This is a genomic window from Cupriavidus sp. TMH.W2 (assembly GCF_050847365.1).
Lineage (GTDB): Bacteria > Pseudomonadota > Gammaproteobacteria > Burkholderiales > Burkholderiaceae > Cupriavidus.
In genome coordinates, this window is record NZ_CP193792.1 from 477,500 (window position 1) to 492,001 (window position 14,502).

Annotated in this window: 11 protein-coding genes; 3 read left to right on the top strand and 8 right to left on the bottom strand. The window is 67.7% G+C overall.

What is annotated here, in order from left to right:
- Nucleotides 1-19: 19 nt before the first annotated feature.
- From ACREYQ_RS02260 to ACREYQ_RS02290, 7 genes are all read right to left on the bottom strand, one after another.
- Complete coding sequence (locus tag ACREYQ_RS02260; protein ID WP_432259182.1) at nt 20-1,069, bottom strand: XdhC family protein; 1,050 nt, start codon at nt 1,067-1,069, stop codon at nt 20-22.
- Complete coding sequence (locus ACREYQ_RS02265) at nt 1,042-1,599, bottom strand: CoxG family protein (RefSeq protein WP_432259183.1); 558 nt, start codon at nt 1,597-1,599, stop codon at nt 1,042-1,044. The genes ACREYQ_RS02260 and ACREYQ_RS02265 overlap by 28 nt, the downstream gene beginning before the upstream one ends.
- Nucleotides 1,590-2,846: a vWA domain-containing protein gene (locus ACREYQ_RS02270; protein WP_432259184.1), complete on the bottom strand. Its 1,257-nt coding sequence runs from the start codon at nt 2,844-2,846 to the stop codon at nt 1,590-1,592. The genes ACREYQ_RS02265 and ACREYQ_RS02270 overlap by 10 nt, the downstream gene beginning before the upstream one ends.
- 2 nt (nt 2,847-2,848) lie before the next feature.
- The gene (locus ACREYQ_RS02275; RefSeq protein WP_432259185.1) at nt 2,849-3,745 is read right to left on the bottom strand and encodes an AAA family ATPase; all 897 of its coding nucleotides are present in this window, start codon (nt 3,743-3,745) and stop codon (nt 2,849-2,851) included.
- A 95-nt stretch (nt 3,746-3,840) separates the two neighbouring features.
- Nucleotides 3,841-4,641, bottom strand: a complete 801-nt coding sequence (locus ACREYQ_RS02280; protein ID WP_432259186.1) for an FAD binding domain-containing protein — start codon at nt 4,639-4,641, stop codon at nt 3,841-3,843.
- Nucleotides 4,642-4,668: 27 nt separating this feature from the next.
- Nucleotides 4,669-7,044 carry a xanthine dehydrogenase family protein molybdopterin-binding subunit gene (locus ACREYQ_RS02285; protein ID WP_432259187.1) on the bottom strand — a complete coding sequence of 792 codons (2,376 nt, stop codon included), beginning with the start codon at nt 7,042-7,044 and terminating at the stop codon, nt 4,669-4,671.
- 12 nt (nt 7,045-7,056) lie between these two features.
- Entirely contained in the window at nt 7,057-7,554 is a 498-nt protein-coding gene (locus ACREYQ_RS02290) for a (2Fe-2S)-binding protein (protein WP_432259188.1), read from the bottom strand.
- 281 nt (nt 7,555-7,835) lie between these two features.
- Here ACREYQ_RS02290 and ACREYQ_RS02295 point away from each other — a divergent pair, with 281 nt between their 5' ends.
- Nucleotides 7,836-8,414 carry a YqaA family protein gene (locus ACREYQ_RS02295; RefSeq protein WP_432259189.1) on the top strand — a complete coding sequence of 193 codons (579 nt, stop codon included), beginning with the start codon at nt 7,836-7,838 and terminating at the stop codon, nt 8,412-8,414.
- 180 nt (nt 8,415-8,594) lie between these two features.
- Nucleotides 8,595-12,569, top strand: a complete 3,975-nt coding sequence (locus tag ACREYQ_RS02300) for a DUF3683 domain-containing protein (RefSeq protein WP_432259190.1) — start codon at nt 8,595-8,597, stop codon at nt 12,567-12,569.
- A 276-nt stretch (nt 12,570-12,845) separates the two neighbouring features.
- On the opposite strand, the gene ACREYQ_RS02305 is transcribed toward ACREYQ_RS02300, so the two are convergent.
- Complete coding sequence (locus tag ACREYQ_RS02305) at nt 12,846-13,874, bottom strand: fimbrial protein (protein WP_432259191.1); 1,029 nt, start codon at nt 13,872-13,874, stop codon at nt 12,846-12,848.
- A 141-nt stretch (nt 13,875-14,015) separates the two neighbouring features.
- Here ACREYQ_RS02305 and ACREYQ_RS02310 point away from each other — a divergent pair, with 141 nt between their 5' ends.
- Nucleotides 14,016-14,453, top strand: coding sequence for an HIT family protein (locus ACREYQ_RS02310; protein ID WP_432259192.1), 438 nt, complete (start codon nt 14,016-14,018; stop codon nt 14,451-14,453).
- Nucleotides 14,454-14,502 lie beyond the last annotated feature (49 nt).

Genomic DNA, 14,502 nt, shown 5'->3' on the forward strand with positions numbered 1-14,502 from the left:
GGCGGCACTCGCGAGGTCGTCAGGTGGGGTCGGGCGCGACGTCGCAGCTGCTGCCGGTGCCGGCAGCCATCTCGCGCGCGGCCTTGGCGCCTTCCACCTGCAGGATGTCGGGCAGCGATACGTGGTTCCTGGCGGCGATTACCTCGGCCAGGATCGAGATGGCGATTTCCGGCGGCGTGCGGCTGCCGATGTAGATGCCCACGGGGCCATGCAGCCGCGCCAGCTGCAGCTCGGTCAGGTCGAATTCCTTGAGCCGTTCACGGCGCGCCTGGTTGTTGCGGCGCGAACCCAGCGCGCCCACATAGAAGGCCCGGGTGCGCAGCGCTTCCATCAATGCCAGGTCATCGAGCTTGGGGTCGTGCGTGAGCGCGATCACGGCGCAGCGCTCGTCCAGCTTCATCTCGGTGACGGTGTCGTCCGGCATGGTGCGCACCATGGTCACGCCGGGGATGTCCCAGGTCTCGGTGTATTCCTCGCGCGGGTCGCACACGGTGACCTGGAAGCCCAGGCCCACGGCGATCTGGCACAGGTACTTGGACAGCTGCCCGGCGCCGATCACCAGCATGCGGTAGCGCGGGCCGTGGATGGTCAGCAGGGTCTTGCCATCGAACACCAGGCCGTCGGTGGCGTTGGCCGGCCCCAGCGTGGCGGTGCCGGTGGCCATGTCCAGCGTGCGCGCGACCAGGCGGCCGTTTTCCACGGCGTCGAGCAGCTCGGCGAGGTTGTTGTCCGACGCGCTGGCCGGGGTCAGCGGTTCGGTGACCAGCTCGATGGTGCCGCCGCACGGCAGCCCGAAGCGGTGGGCTTCCTCGGCGCTGATGCCATACTTGACCGCTTCCGGGTGGTCGGCAGTGATGCCCTGGCGGCGCACGCGGTCGATGATGTCGTCCTCGATGCAGCCGCCCGAGACCGAGCCGACCACCAGGCCGTCGTCGCGCACGGCCAGCATCGCGCCTTCGGGCCTGGGCGACGAGCCCCAGGTCCGCACTACCGTGACCAGCAGCACGCGATGGCCTTGCCGCTGCCACTGCACGCTGTTCTTCAGGACTTCGAGATCCACGCTGTCCATGATCGTTTCCGCTTCGGTTCCTCTGTCGGTTCATTGTCGCCGGCGGCTGCGGCGGGGGCGCCCTCGGCCGCTGGCGTGTCTTCTGCTTTGTCCGGCGTCACTGCCTCGGTGAAGCGCGCAAAGAAGGTATCGGCCATCTTGCGCGCCGCGGCGTCCACCAGCCGCGAGCCGATCTGCGCGAGCTTGCCGCCCACGTGGGCGTCGACGGTGTAGCTCAGCACGGTTTCGTCGCCGTCGGGCTCGAGTCGGACGCGGGCGATGCCCTTGCCGAACCCGGCCGCGCCACCCTGGCCGTCGAAACGGATGGTGTAGCTGTCGGGGGGCTGGATGTCTTCCAGCGCCATGCGGCCCTTGAAGCGCGCCTTGACCGGGCCAACCGCGGCCATCAGGGCCAGCTGGTAGGCGTTGTCGCCGTCGGGCTCGATACTCTCACATCCGGGGATGCATTGCTTGAGCAGCTCGGTGTCGTTGAGCGCTTCCCATGCCACCTGCTGCGGGACCGGCAGGCGCTGGCTCTGGTTCATTTCCATGGCAGGGCTTCCTTGTGAGGCGTGGCGAGGGCAGAGGCGGCCGCCCGGGGCGGGCCGCCGTGGTCGGACAGCAGCGTCTCGAGCGCCAGCAGGCTGTCCAGGTTATGGGCGGAGCGCAGCGCGTCCACGTGCGGCAGGATGGCTTGCACGCCACGCGCCTGCGGGGTAAAGCCGGGGTAGCGCAGCAGCGGGTTGAGCCAGACGATGCGGTGGGCAAAGCGGCGCAGCCGCGCCATCTCCTCGCCCAGCAAGTCGATATGCTCGTGGTCCAGGCCGTCGGTGACCAGCAGCACGGTGGCGCGCCCGGAAAGCGTGCGCCGCGCCCAGTGGCGGTTGAAGCTCGCCAGCGCAGCGCCGATGCGGGTGCCGCCGGCCCAGTCGCGCACCTGGCCGGTGATCACCGCGACGGCCTCGTCGGGGTCGCGTTCGCGCAGCGAGCGGGTGATGTTGGTCAGCCGCGTGCCGAACAGGAACACCGACAGCCGCTCGCGCGACTGCATCAGCGCATGGCAGAAGTACAGCACCGCGCGCGAGTACTGGCTCATCGAGCCGGAGATGTCGAGCAGCAGCACCACCGGCGGCTTGCGCTCGGCATGCTTGCGGAATTTCCAGCGCAGCCATTCGCCATGCTGGCGCACCGCCAGGCGCGCGCTGGCGCGCAGGTCGGCATGCGTGCCGCAGGGGGCGGCGCGCAGGCGGCGGGTGCGCTGCATGGCCAGGTGGGCGCGACGCGTGCGCACCAGGTGCTGCAGCGCGCGCCATTCCTGCGCGGTCAGGGTCTCGAAGTCGCGCTGCGCCAGCCGTTCCTGGTCGGAAAAGGTCAGCGGCACGTGGATGCGCTCGGCCTCGCTCTGTGCCGGGCGCGACGGCGGCTCGGGCTGGCGCGCGGCCAACGCATCGGCCAGCCGGTTGCTGCGCTTCGGCGGCGGCGCGCCGCTGTCGACACGCGGCAGCAGCAGCGCGCGCAGCTTGCCTTCCCAGTCGGGATCGCGCCAGAACAGGTCGAAGGCGGCATCGAACAGCGGGCGCTGGTCCGGGCCGGACAGCACCAGCGCCGCCAGCGCGGCGCGCACCTCGTCGCGCTGGCCGATATCGACATGGCGCAGTGCGTGCAAGGCATCGACCGCATGAGCCGGCGACAGCGCGAAGCCGCCGTCGCGCAACAGCCGCATGAAGTGCGTGACGTTGCGCGCCAGCACCGGCAGGGCCGGTGGGGCAGGTCGTACAGCGGTGTGCAGCGTGGCCACCTTCAGCCTCCCGGCGCGGCACCCGCCAGCAACTCGGCCACGGTGGGGCCGTCCACGCGCGCCAGGTCGTCCTGGTACTTGAGCAGCACGCCCAGCGTGTCGCGCACGGACTGCGGGTCGAGCTCGGTCGCGCCCAGCGCGGACAGCGCGCGGCACCAGTCGATGGCCTCGGCGATGCCCGGCGCCTTGAACAGGTCGATGCCGCGTAGCCGGTGGATGAAATCGATGGCCTGGGTCTGCAGCGCCGCGGCGGCCTCGGGCGCGCGCGCGGCCACGATCTGCAGTTCACGGTCGCGCGCCGGGTAGCCCATCCACTGGTACAGGCAGCGGCGCTTGAGCGCGTCGTGCACCTCGCGCGTGCGGTTGGAGGTGATCACGATCAGCGGCGGGCGCTCGGCGCGGATCACGCCGATTTCGGGGATCGACACCTGGAATTCGGACAGCACTTCCAGCAGGAAGGCTTCAAAGGGTTCGTCGGCGCGGTCGATCTCGTCGATCAGCAGCACGCGCGGCACGTCGGGCGCGGCGGGGTCGGGCAGCAGCGCTTCCAGCAGCGGGCGCTTGAGCAGGAAGTCGTCGTGGTACAGCGACTGCGCCTCGGGCCGCTCGCCGCGTGCCTCGGCCAGGCGCAGCGCCATGATCTGGCGCGGGTAGTCCCATTCGTACAGCGCGCTGGCGGCATCCAGCCCTTCATAGCATTGCAGCCGCAGCAGCCGCGTGCCGAGCACCCCCGCCATCGCATGCGCCATGGCGGTCTTGCCGACGCCGGGCTCGCCTTCCAGGAACAGCGGCCGCTGCATGCGCAGGGCGAGATAGAGCACCGTGGCGGTCTCGCGGTCGGCGAAGTATTGCTGGCGTTCCAGCTGGGCGATGGTGTCGTCGATGGAGGTGGGCAGCATGAGCAATCTTTTGTGCCGACGCGGAAAGGGCGCCGGCGGTTTGCTCCCCTCCCGCTTGCGGGCGAGGGGAGACAACATGCGGCAGTGGGGAAGCGCTATCCCTTCAGCGCCGCCTCCACCGCCCGCGCCGCCAGCACCGGGATCAGATGCGCCCGGTACTCCGCCGACGCATGCAGGTCGGCGTTCAGCGTCGACGCATCCACCTGCACTCCGCGCGCTGCCTGCGCCGTGAAACTCCCCGACAGCGCCTGCTCCAGCGGCTGGCAGCGGAATACGCTGTCGGCCGCGCCCGTCACCGCCACGCGCACCGTGTTGCCGGTGCGCGCCACCATCACGCCCACCAGCGCAAAGCGCGAGGCCGGGTTGCGGAACTTGGCGTAGGCTGCCTGGTCCGGGATCGGGAAGCGCACCGCGGTGATCAGCTCGTCCGGTTCCAGCGCGGTTTCATAGAGGCCCTTGAAGAAGTCGTCGGCGGCGATGGTGCGGCGGTCGGTGACCACGGCCGCGCCCAGCCCCAGCACGCCCGCGGGATAGTCGGCAGCGGGATCGTCATTGGCGAGCGCGCCGCCGATGGTGCCCATGGCGCGCACCTGGCGGTCGCCGATGCCGCCGGCCAGTGCCGCCAGCGCCGGGATGCGCTGGCGCACCTCGGCGTTCTCGGCCACGTCGGCATGGCGCGCGGCGGCGCCGACCACGATCTCATTGCCTTCGACGCGGATCCCGGCCATGCCGGGAATGCGCGCCACATCGACCAGCACCGAGGGCTGCGCCAGCCGCAGCTTCATCGCGGCCAGCAGGCTCTGGCCGCCGCCGAGGAACTTGGCGTCGGGATCGGCCTTGAGCGTGGCCACGGCCGCCTTGGCATCCGCGGCGCGTTCAAAATTGAATGCGTACATGTCGGTTTCCTTTGCGGTGTGCGTGGATCACGGCCGGGCGGCCTGGATGGCCTGCCAGACCCGGTGCGGCGTGGCGGGCATCTGGATGTCCTTCACGCCCAGCGGGCCGAGCGCATCCACCAGCGCGTTGATGAACGCCGGCGGCGAGCCGATCGCGCCGGCCTCGCCGCAACCCTTCACGCCCAGCGGGTTGTGCGTGCAGGGCGTGCCGGCGGCGGTCTCGACGGTGAAGTCGGGCAGGTCGCCGGCGCGCGGCATGGCGTAGTCCATGTACGAGCCGGTCAGCAGCTGGCCGCTGTCGTTGTCGTAGACGCACTGCTCCAGCATGGCCTGGCCCAGCCCCTGGCCGATGCCGCCATGCACCTGGCCTTCGACGATCATCGGGTTGATGATGTTGCCGAAGTCGTCCACCGCGGTGAACTTGACCACCTGCGACTCGCCGGTGTCGGGGTCGACCTCCACCTCGCACACATAGGCGCCGGACGGGTAGGTGAAGTTGGTCGGGTCGTAGAACGCGTTCTCGTTCAGGCCCGGCTCCAGCTTGTCCAGCGGATAGTTGTGCGGCACGTAGGCGGTCAGCGCGACTTCGCCAAAGGTCTTGGTGCGGTCGGTGCCGGCCACGCGGAACACGCCGTTGCTGAACTCGATGTCGGTGTCGGCCGCCTCCAGCAGATGCGCGGCGATCTTCTTGGCCTTGGCCTCGATCTTGTCGAGCGCCTTGACGATGGCGGAGCCGCCCACCGCCAGTGAGCGCGAGCCATAGGTGCCCATGCCGAACGGCACCCGACCGGTGTCGCCGTGCACGATCTCGACCTGGTCCAGCTCCAGCCCGAGGCGGTCGGCCACCACCTGCGCGAAGGTGGTCTCGTGCCCCTGGCCATGGCTGTGCGAGCCGGTGAACACGGTCACGGTGCCGGTCGGGTGCACGCGGATCTCGCCCACCTCGAACAGCCCCGCGCGCGCGCCCAGCGCGCCGGCGATATTCGACGGCGCCAGCCCGCAGGCCTCGATATAGCAGGAATAGCCCAGGCCGCGCAGCTTGCCGCGCTGCTTCGCCTCGTCGCGCCGGGCCGGGAAGCCCTTGACGTCGGCCAGCTCCTGCGCGCGCGCCAGGCACGGCTCGTAGTCGCCGGTATCGTAGGTCAGGCCCACCGGCGTGGCGTAGGGAAACTGGCGGATGAAGTTCTTGCGGCGCAGCTCGGCCGGGTCGGTCTTCGTCTCGTGCGCGGCGGCCTCGACCAGGCGCTCGACCACATAGGTGGCCTCGGGCCGGCCCGCGCCGCGGTAGGCATCCACCGGCGCGGTGTTGGTGAAGACCGCCTGCACTTCGGCGTAGATGGCGGGCGTGGCGTACTGGCCGGCGAGCAGCGTGGCATACAGGATGGTGGGCACGCTGCTGGCGAAGGTCGACAGGTAGGCGCCCATATTGGCGGTGGTATGCACCCGCATCGCCAGGAACTTGCCGTCGGCGTCGAGCGCCAGCTCAGCCTTGGTCACATGGTCGCGGCCGTGCGCGTCGGTCAGGAAGGACTCGGACCGGTCGGCGGTCCACTTTACCGGGCGGCCGATCTTCTTCGAGGCCCAGGTCAGTGCCACGTCTTCCGGGTACAGGAAGATCTTGGAGCCGAAGCCGCCGCCCACGTCGGGCGCGATGATGCGCAGGCGCGATTCGGGCAGCCCCAGCACAAACGCGCCCATCAGCAGGCGTTCGACGTGCGGGTTCTGGTTGGCCACGTAGACGGTATAGCTGTCGTCCTGGCGCGTATAGCTGGCATTGACCGCGCGCGGCTCGATCGCGTTGGGGATCAGCCGGTTGTTGACGATTTCCAGCGTGGTCACGTGCGCGGCCCTGGCAAAGGCGGCGTCGGTGGCGGCCTTGTCGCCGTGGCCCCAGGTGTAGCAGGTATTGGCCGGCACCTCGTCATGCACCAGCGTGGAAGCCTTGGCGGCATCCGCGGCGCTGACCACGGCGGGCAGCTCTTCATAGTCGACGTCGATCTTCTCGGCGGCGTCGCGCGCCTGCTGCAGCGTCTCCGCAATGACCAGCGCGACCTGGTCGCCGACGTGGCGCACCTTGTCGTGGGCAATCACCGGGTGCGGCGGCTCCTTCATCGGCGAGCCGTCGATGCTGTGGATCAGCCAGCCGCAGGGCAGGCCGCCGACCTTGTCGGCCGCCAGCTCGTCGCCGGTCAGCACGGCGATCACGCCGGGCGAGGCCAGGGCCTCGGTCTTGTCGATGGAGCGGATGCGCGCATGGGCGTGCGGCGAGCGCAGGAAGAACGCGTAGCTCTGCTGCGGCAGCACGATGTCGTCGGTGTACTGGCCGTTGCCGGTCAGGAAGCGATAGTCTTCCTTGCGCTTGACGGGTGCGCCCACCAGGCGCTGGCTTTCGGGTGCGTTCATGGCCGGTCCCCCTTATTCCGCGCTGGCGGCGGTGCCCTGCATGGCCGCCTGGCCCTGCTGCACCGCGCGCACGATATTGTGGTACCCCGTGCAGCGGCACAGGTTGCCTTCCAGGTGCGCGCGGATGGTGGCGGCGTCGGCGCCCGGGTGTTCCCGCACCAGCGCGGTGGCGCTCATCACCATGCCGGGCGTGCAGAAACCGCATTGCAGGCCGTGGCATTCGCGGAAGGCTTCCTGCATCGGATGCAGGCCGTTGCCAATCCTGTCGCCGGCCAGGCCTTCGATGGTGGTCACGGCGGCGCCGTCGGCCTGGACCGCGAGGATATTGCACGACTTGACCGCCCGGCCATCCAGGTGGACCGTGCAGGCGCCGCACTGCGCGGTGTCGCAGCCGACGTGGGTGCCGGTCAGGCGCAGCTGTTCGCGCAGGAACTGGACCAGGAGGGTGTTGGGTTCTACCTGGGCGTCAACGGGCTTGCCATTGACCGTCAGGCGGATAGGAATCGCCATGCTTGTCTCCATGTGGGTGGACGCGCATGGCCAATTTCCCGAAAGGTCACTGCGCGGGACTGGCCACTGCGCGGTACTGCCGCTGGATACGGCTATTTCGTGATATGGGTGCTGATGGTGCGATATTCCCCGCGGCCGGCGAACGATCGGCCGCGACAGGCTCTAACAGTTAATCACAAAACCTGCGGCCCTGCCATGTGGATTGCCCGCAACCCGAAAGGGGGGCGGGCCGCGCTGCTAGAATGACTGCGCGCCATACGTGCGCATGCGAACCCGCTGACATGGAAGCTTTCTTCGCCTGGCTGTTCGAGACCCTTGCCTTGCCGAAGGTGGGGCTGCCTGCCATCTTTATCGTCAGCCTGGTCTCGGCAACGCTGCTGCCGCTGGGCTCGGAGCCGGCGGTGTTCGGCTACATCAAGCTCAATCCGGAGATGTTCTGGCCGGCGATCGTGGTGGCCACCGCCGGCAACACCATCGGCGGCGCGATCGACTGGTGGATGGGCTATGCCGCCAAGCTGGCGCTGGTGCGCTACCACCAGCGGCGCCGGGCGCGCCAGCACGAAGCCGAGCACGAGGCGCAGCGCGAGCATGCGCGCAAGCCGCCCAAGCCCAAGCTGGATGCCCGCTACTTCCGCTGGATGCGCCGGCTCGGGCCGCCCACGCTACTGGTCTCGTGGCTGCCTGGGATTGGTGATCCTTTGTGCACTTTGGCCGGCTGGCTGCGCCTTCCGTTCTGGCCCAGCCTGGCCTGGATGGCGGTCGGCAAGTTCCTGCGCTACCTGTTCATGACCGGCAGCCTGCTGTGGATCCCGGACAGCTTTTGGCACAACATTGCGCAAACGTTCAAGGCCTGGTTCTGATCCGGTGCGCTGCCGGCACCGCCACGGGACGCCGTTGCCAGCCCGAAATGTCGCCTAATCCCTTGTTCCAACAAGGATTCCTCGATGTTGCGGTGCGGCGAAACCTGGCCTTGCAGTACAATCGCCCTTTAATGAACGATTCGCGCACAGTCCCCGTGCGCAGCAGGAAGCGGTCCCCCAATGAACGCCCCACTCGTGCTCGACGCCAAGCTCGCCGCGCAGGACGCCCCGCCGCGCCTGCGTGAAATTCCCTATAACTACACGTCCTTCTCGGACCGCGAGATTGTCATCCGCCTGCTCGGCGAGGAAGCCTGGCGCATCCTGGACGAGCTGCGCAGCGAGCGCCGCACCGGCCGCTCGGCCCGCATGCTGTATGAGGTGCTGGGCGATATCTGGGTGGTCCGCCGCAATCCCTACCTGCAGGACGACCTGCTGGAAAATCCCAAGCGCCGCCAGATGCTGGTGACCGCGCTGCACCACCGCCTGAGCGAGATCGAGAAGCGCCGCGCCGCCGACCGTGCCGAGCACGCTGAGCCCGCCGCCGAGGACCGCTCGCACCGGGTGGAGCAGCTGGTGGTGTTCGCCAAGCAGGCGATCGAGGACTTCAAGAACGAGTTCGCCGCCGCCTATGACCTGCGCAAGCGCGCCCAGCGCGTGCTGGGCCGGGTCACGCAGAAGGACAACATCAAGTTCGACGGCCTGTCGCGCGTCTCGCACGTGACCGACGCCACCGACTGGCGCGTGGAGTACCCGTTCGTGGTGCTGACGCCGGATACCGAGGAAGAGATCGCCGGCCTGGTCAAGGGCTGCTTCGAGCTGGGCCTGACCATCATCCCGCGCGGGGGCGGCACCGGCTACACCGGCGGCGCCGTTCCGCTGACGCCGATGAGCGCGGTGATCAACACCGAGAAGCTGGAGGAGCTCGGCCCGGTCGAGGAAACCGACCTGCCCGGCGTGTCGCGCAAGGTCGCGACCATCTTCTCCGGCGCCGGCGTGGTGACGCGCCGCGTGGCCGATGCGGCCGACAAGGCCGGCCTGGTGTTCGCGGTCGACCCGACCTCGATCGATGCCTCGTGCATCGGCGGCAACGTGGCCATGAACGCCGGCGGCAAGAAGGCCGTGCTGTGGGGCACCGCGCTGGACAACCTGGCCTGGTGGCGCATGGTGGACCCGGAAGGCAACTGGCTGGAAATCACCCGGCTGGACCACAACCTGGGCAAGATCCACGACGTGCCGGTGGCCACCTTCGAGCTGAAGTGGTCCGACGGCAACCGCGCCCCGGGCGAGAAGGTGCTGCGCACCGAGACCCTGGCCATCGAAGGCCGCAGGTTCCGCAAGGAAGGCCTGGGCAAGGACGTCACCGACAAGTTCCTGGCGGGCCTGCCCGGCGTGCAGAAGGAAGGCTGCGATGGCATCATCACCAGCGCGCGCTGGATCCTGCACCGCATGCCGAAGCACATCCGCACCGTGTGCCTGGAGTTCTTCGGCCAGGCGCGCGACGCGATCCCCAGCATCGTCGAGATCAAGGACTTCCTTGACGCCGAGACCAAGAAGCCCGGCGGCGCCATCCTGGCCGGCCTGGAGCACCTGGATGAGCGCTACCTGCGCGCGGTCGGCTACGCCACCAAGAGCAAGCGCAACGCCTTCCCGAAGATGGTGCTGATCGGCGATATCGTCGGCGACGATGAAGACGCCGTGGCGCGCGCCACCTCGGAAGTGATCCGCATGGCCAACGGCAAGAGCGGCGAAGGCTTTATCGCCGTCAGCCCCGAGGCCCGCAAGAAGTTCTGGCTGGACCGTTCGCGCACCGCCGCCATCGCCAAACACACCAACGCCTTCAAGATCAATGAAGATGTGGTGATCCCGCTCAATCGCATGGGCGAGTACACCGACGGCATCGAGCGCATCAATATCGAGCTGTCGATCAAGAGCAAGCTCAAGCTGGTCGACACGCTGGAAGCGTTCTTTGCGCGCGGCAACCTGCCGCTGGGCCGCAGCGACGACGCCAACGAGATCCCCAGCGCCGAGCTGCTGGAAGACCGCGTGCAGCACGCGCTGACGCTGTTGCGCGAGATCCGCGCGCGCTGGCGCTACCTGCAGGACCACATGGACGTGCCGCTGACGCTGGCCAAGGCCTCGCTGATCGGGCATGGCCTGGGGCTGCTCGGGCAGGAGTTCGACGCGCGCCTGCACCAGCAGCCGGACGCCACTGTGTTCCACCTGCTGCAGGACCGCACCATCCGCGTGTCGTGGAAGAATGAAATCCGCGCCGAGCTGCGCAAGATCTTCAACGGCGGCGAGTTCAAGCCGATCCTGGACGAGGCCCAGAAGATCCACAAGCAGGTGCTGCGCGGCCGCGTCTTCGTGGCGCTGCACATGCACGCCGGCGACGGCAACGTGCACACCAACATCCCGGTCAACTCCGACGACTACGACATGCTGCAGGACGCGCACCGCGCGGTGGCCCGCATCATGGACCTGGCGCGTTCGCTCGACGGCGTGATCTCGGGCGAGCACGGCATCGGCATCACCAAGCTGGAGTTCCTCACCGAGGAAGAGATCGGCGATTTCCGCGCCTACAAGCAGAAGGTCGACCCGCAGGGCCGCTTCAACAAGGGCAAGCTCCTGCCCGGCGCCGACCTGCGCAATGCCTACACGCCGTCGTTCGGCCTGATGGGGCATGAGTCGATCATCATGCAGCAGAGCGACATCGGCGCGATTGCCGAGAGCGTCAAGGACTGCCTGCGCTGCGGCAAGTGCAAGCCGGTGTGCGCCACCCACGTGCCGCGCGCCAACCTGCTGTACAGCCCGCGCAACAAGATCCTGGCGACCTCGCTGCTGGTCGAGGCCTTCCTGTATGAAGAGCAGACCCGCCGCGGCGTGTCGATCAAGCACTGGGACGAGTTCTCCGACGTGGCCGACCATTGCACGGTGTGCCACAAGTGCGTGACGCCGTGCCCGGTCAAGATCGACTTCGGCGACGTGTCGATGAACATGCGCAACCTGCTGCGCAAGATGGGGCAGAAGAAGTTCAACCCCGGCACCGCGGCGTCGATGTTCTTCCTGAACGCCACCAGCCCCGAGACCATCAACCTGACCCGCAAGGTCATGATCGACTGGGGCTACAAGGCGCAGCGCCTGGGCAACGAGGTGCTGAAGAAGTTCGCGAAGAAGCAGACTGCGCATCCGCCCGCCACCGTGGGCAAGCCGCCGGTGCGCGAGCAGGTGATCCACTTCATCAACAAGAAGATGCCGGGCAACCTGCCCAAGAAGACCGCGCGCGCGCTGCTCGACATCGAAGACAACGAGATCGTGCCGATCATCCGCGACCCGAAGGCGACCACGCCGGAATCGGAAGCGGTGTTCTACTTCCCGGGCTGCGGCTCGGAGCGGCTGTTCTCGCAGGTCGGGCTGGCTACGCAGGCGATGCTGTGGCACGTCGGCGTGCAGACCGTGCTGCCGCCGGGCTACCTGTGCTGCGGCTATCCGCAGCGCGGCAATGGCCAGTACGACAAGGCCGAGAAGATCGTCACCGACAACCGCGTGTTGTTCCACCGCGTGGCCAACACGCTGAACTACCTCGACATCAAGACCGTGGTGGTCAGCTGCGGCACCTGCTACGACCAGCTCGCCGGGTATGAATTCGACAAGATCTTCCCGGGCTGCCGCATCATCGACATCCACGAATATCTGCTGGAGAAGGGTGTCAAGCTCGAGGGGGTGACCGGTACGCGCTACATGTACCACGACCCCTGCCATACGCCCATCAAGACCATGGACCCGACCAAGCTGGTCAACGACCTGATGGGCGGCAACACCGGCCTGGGCAAGATCGAGAAGAACGAGCGCTGCTGCGGAGAATCGGGCACGCTGGCGGTGACACGCCCGGACATCTCGACGCAGGTTCGCTTCCGCAAGGAAGAGGAGATGACCAAGGGCGCCGACAAGCTGCGCGCCGATGGCTTCACCGGCGACGTCAAGATCCTGACCAGCTGCCCGTCGTGCCTGCAGGGCCTGTCGCGCTACAACGAGGATGCCTCGGTCCAGGCCGATTACATCGTGATCGAGATGGCCAAGCACCTGCTGGGCGAGAACTGGATGCCCGACTACGTGGCGAAGGCCAACGCGGGCGGTATCGAGCGGGTGCTGGTCTGAGGCGCAAGGGGAGCCAGTCCTCGGCTACGGGAAAACTGGCTCCCGAGCATGTCCCCGGAGGCGAGCTCCGGCGGGAGAGAAAGCGTGCCGCTGCGGGGTAATGCCGTTCAGTTAAGGTTTCAAGCCCTACCGTCATTCCCGCGCAGGCGGGAATCCAGCGCCTTTCACGTCCCCTTCGGGGATGAAGCCAATGGGTGCCCGCCTGCGCGGGAACGACAGTCGCTAACTGAACGGCATTAGCCGCTGCGGGGGCTGTCGTGCGGCGATTCTGCGCTGCTATTGATAGCTCATGGTAAACGTCGCGGCGGCATTGGCCGTGCCCGGCGTCACCGTGCCTGTACGGATGTAGCGCGCAATCAGCGGGACTTGCATGTTGCTGACGCCGGTCACCGTGCCGACGTTGAACTGGTGGAGGTTGCCGGCCACCGCCGACGCGGGCCCGAAACTCATCGGCGTGCCGTTGTAGAGGATTTGGTAGGCCACCCCACCGGCACTCGACCCGCTTGCCAGCGACAGGTTGCTGCCTGTGTTGCCGGGCTGCGTGGCATCGGTGAGCGTCATGGCGACGGCAGTCGGACCGGAGCAGCTGAGCAATAGCTTGAATCCGGTCTGACCGGCCGTCGAGCCCGTGGCCTGGAAGGCAGAGGCGCTGACCTTCGGCATGTTGACTGTCACGGAAGCGTTCTGCACGGTGCAGGCCGGGACGATGATCTGCGTATTGCCGCTTATCATCAGCTGGGCGACGGTCAGCGAGCCATAGCTGGCTTGCGCCAGCAGGGCAGGCAGGGTAACGGTGCCCGGCATCACCGGACCCGTGACGATCATTTGCACGCGGTAGCGGCTCATCGGGCCATATGGGGTCCATGCCTGGTTGGTAACGGCTTGCGAGGTTGCCGGCGATGTCATCAGCGTGATGTCGAAGTTGGGTGAACCAGACATCCCGTTGGTCCAACCTGCCTTGATGCCAATGCCGGTGACAGTGGATTGGTACACATTGCTGTAGCCCGGCGCCAACTGCATCGGACTCGAAAATCCGTATGTGAGCTGGAAGGTGCCCTGGCATGAAACCGAGACTGGGCCGGCCACGGTCCAGTTGCTGTCGTAGAGCACGGTTCCCACCGGCGTGTTGCGCGGTACACTGATTGTTGCCGGTAGCGGGATGGTTGCAGTGCCGGGATTGCCGCTTGCGACTCCGCAGTCGGCCGCCGCCGGGGAAGCAAGGCTCATGCTCCAGAGCAGGAGTGCGCAAAGTCTGAGGGCGGCGATCCATCGACTTGCCTGTTTGCGGTTAATGCAGCCGGTCATGACTACTCGTCTGATTGTTGCGTGGATGCAATCACTATTCCAGCGGCAGAGACGGGAAACAATAAGCGAAACCCGAAAACCCTGACTGTATTTTCAGCACGCTGATTGCGTACGGCAAATATCAATGGATAAAATCACTTCATGAGCGGAGTTCCCGACTGCCCCCTTTGCCGGTCCGACGGCGGCGAACTGGTCTGGATGGGCGACCGCGCCCGGCTGATCCTGGTCGAGCATGACCGTTTCCCGGGGTTCTGCCGCATTGTCTGGAACGACCACGTGGCCGAGTTCAGCGACCTGGACGAGGCCGACCAGGCCTGGCTGATGCGGCTGGTGGCGCGCGCTGAGCGCGTGGTCCGCGAGGTAATGGCGCCGGACAAGGTCAACCTCGCCGCGTTCGGCAACATGGTGCCGCACCTGCACTGGCATATCATTCCGCGCTACCGCTGGGACACGCATTTCCCCGAGGCCATCTGGGCGGCGCCGCAGCGCGCGGCGGACGCCGCGCGCGTGCAGGAGCTGGCCAGCCGGCTGCCGGCGCTGCGTGCGGCGCTTTCGCTGCTCGAAGCGGGCGACGCATGAGAGGCGCGCGGAACCCGCGCCTGCCCCTGACCGTCTGAATGCTGTTGCC

Coding starts and splice junctions, on each gene's coding strand:
- ACREYQ_RS02260 (WP_432259182.1), bottom strand. CDS start 1,069: ATGGACAGCGTGGATCTCGAAGTCCTGAAGAACAGCGTGCAGTGGCAG.
- ACREYQ_RS02265 (WP_432259183.1), bottom strand. CDS start 1,599: ATGGAAATGAACCAGAGCCAGCGCCTGCCGGTCCCGCAGCAGGTGGCA.
- ACREYQ_RS02275 (WP_432259185.1), bottom strand. CDS start 3,745: ATGCTGCCCACCTCCATCGACGACACCATCGCCCAGCTGGAACGCCAG.
- ACREYQ_RS02280 (WP_432259186.1), bottom strand. CDS start 4,641: ATGTACGCATTCAATTTTGAACGCGCCGCGGATGCCAAGGCGGCCGTG.
- ACREYQ_RS02285 (WP_432259187.1), bottom strand. CDS start 7,044: ATGAACGCACCCGAAAGCCAGCGCCTGGTGGGCGCACCCGTCAAGCGC.
- ACREYQ_RS02290 (WP_432259188.1), bottom strand. CDS start 7,554: ATGGCGATTCCTATCCGCCTGACGGTCAATGGCAAGCCCGTTGACGCC.
- ACREYQ_RS02295 (WP_432259189.1), top strand. CDS start 7,836: ATGGAAGCTTTCTTCGCCTGGCTGTTCGAGACCCTTGCCTTGCCGAAG.
- ACREYQ_RS02300 (WP_432259190.1), top strand. CDS start 8,595: ATGAACGCCCCACTCGTGCTCGACGCCAAGCTCGCCGCGCAGGACGCC.
- ACREYQ_RS02305 (WP_432259191.1), bottom strand. CDS start 13,874: ATGACCGGCTGCATTAACCGCAAACAGGCAAGTCGATGGATCGCCGCC.
- ACREYQ_RS02310 (WP_432259192.1), top strand. CDS start 14,016: ATGAGCGGAGTTCCCGACTGCCCCCTTTGCCGGTCCGACGGCGGCGAA.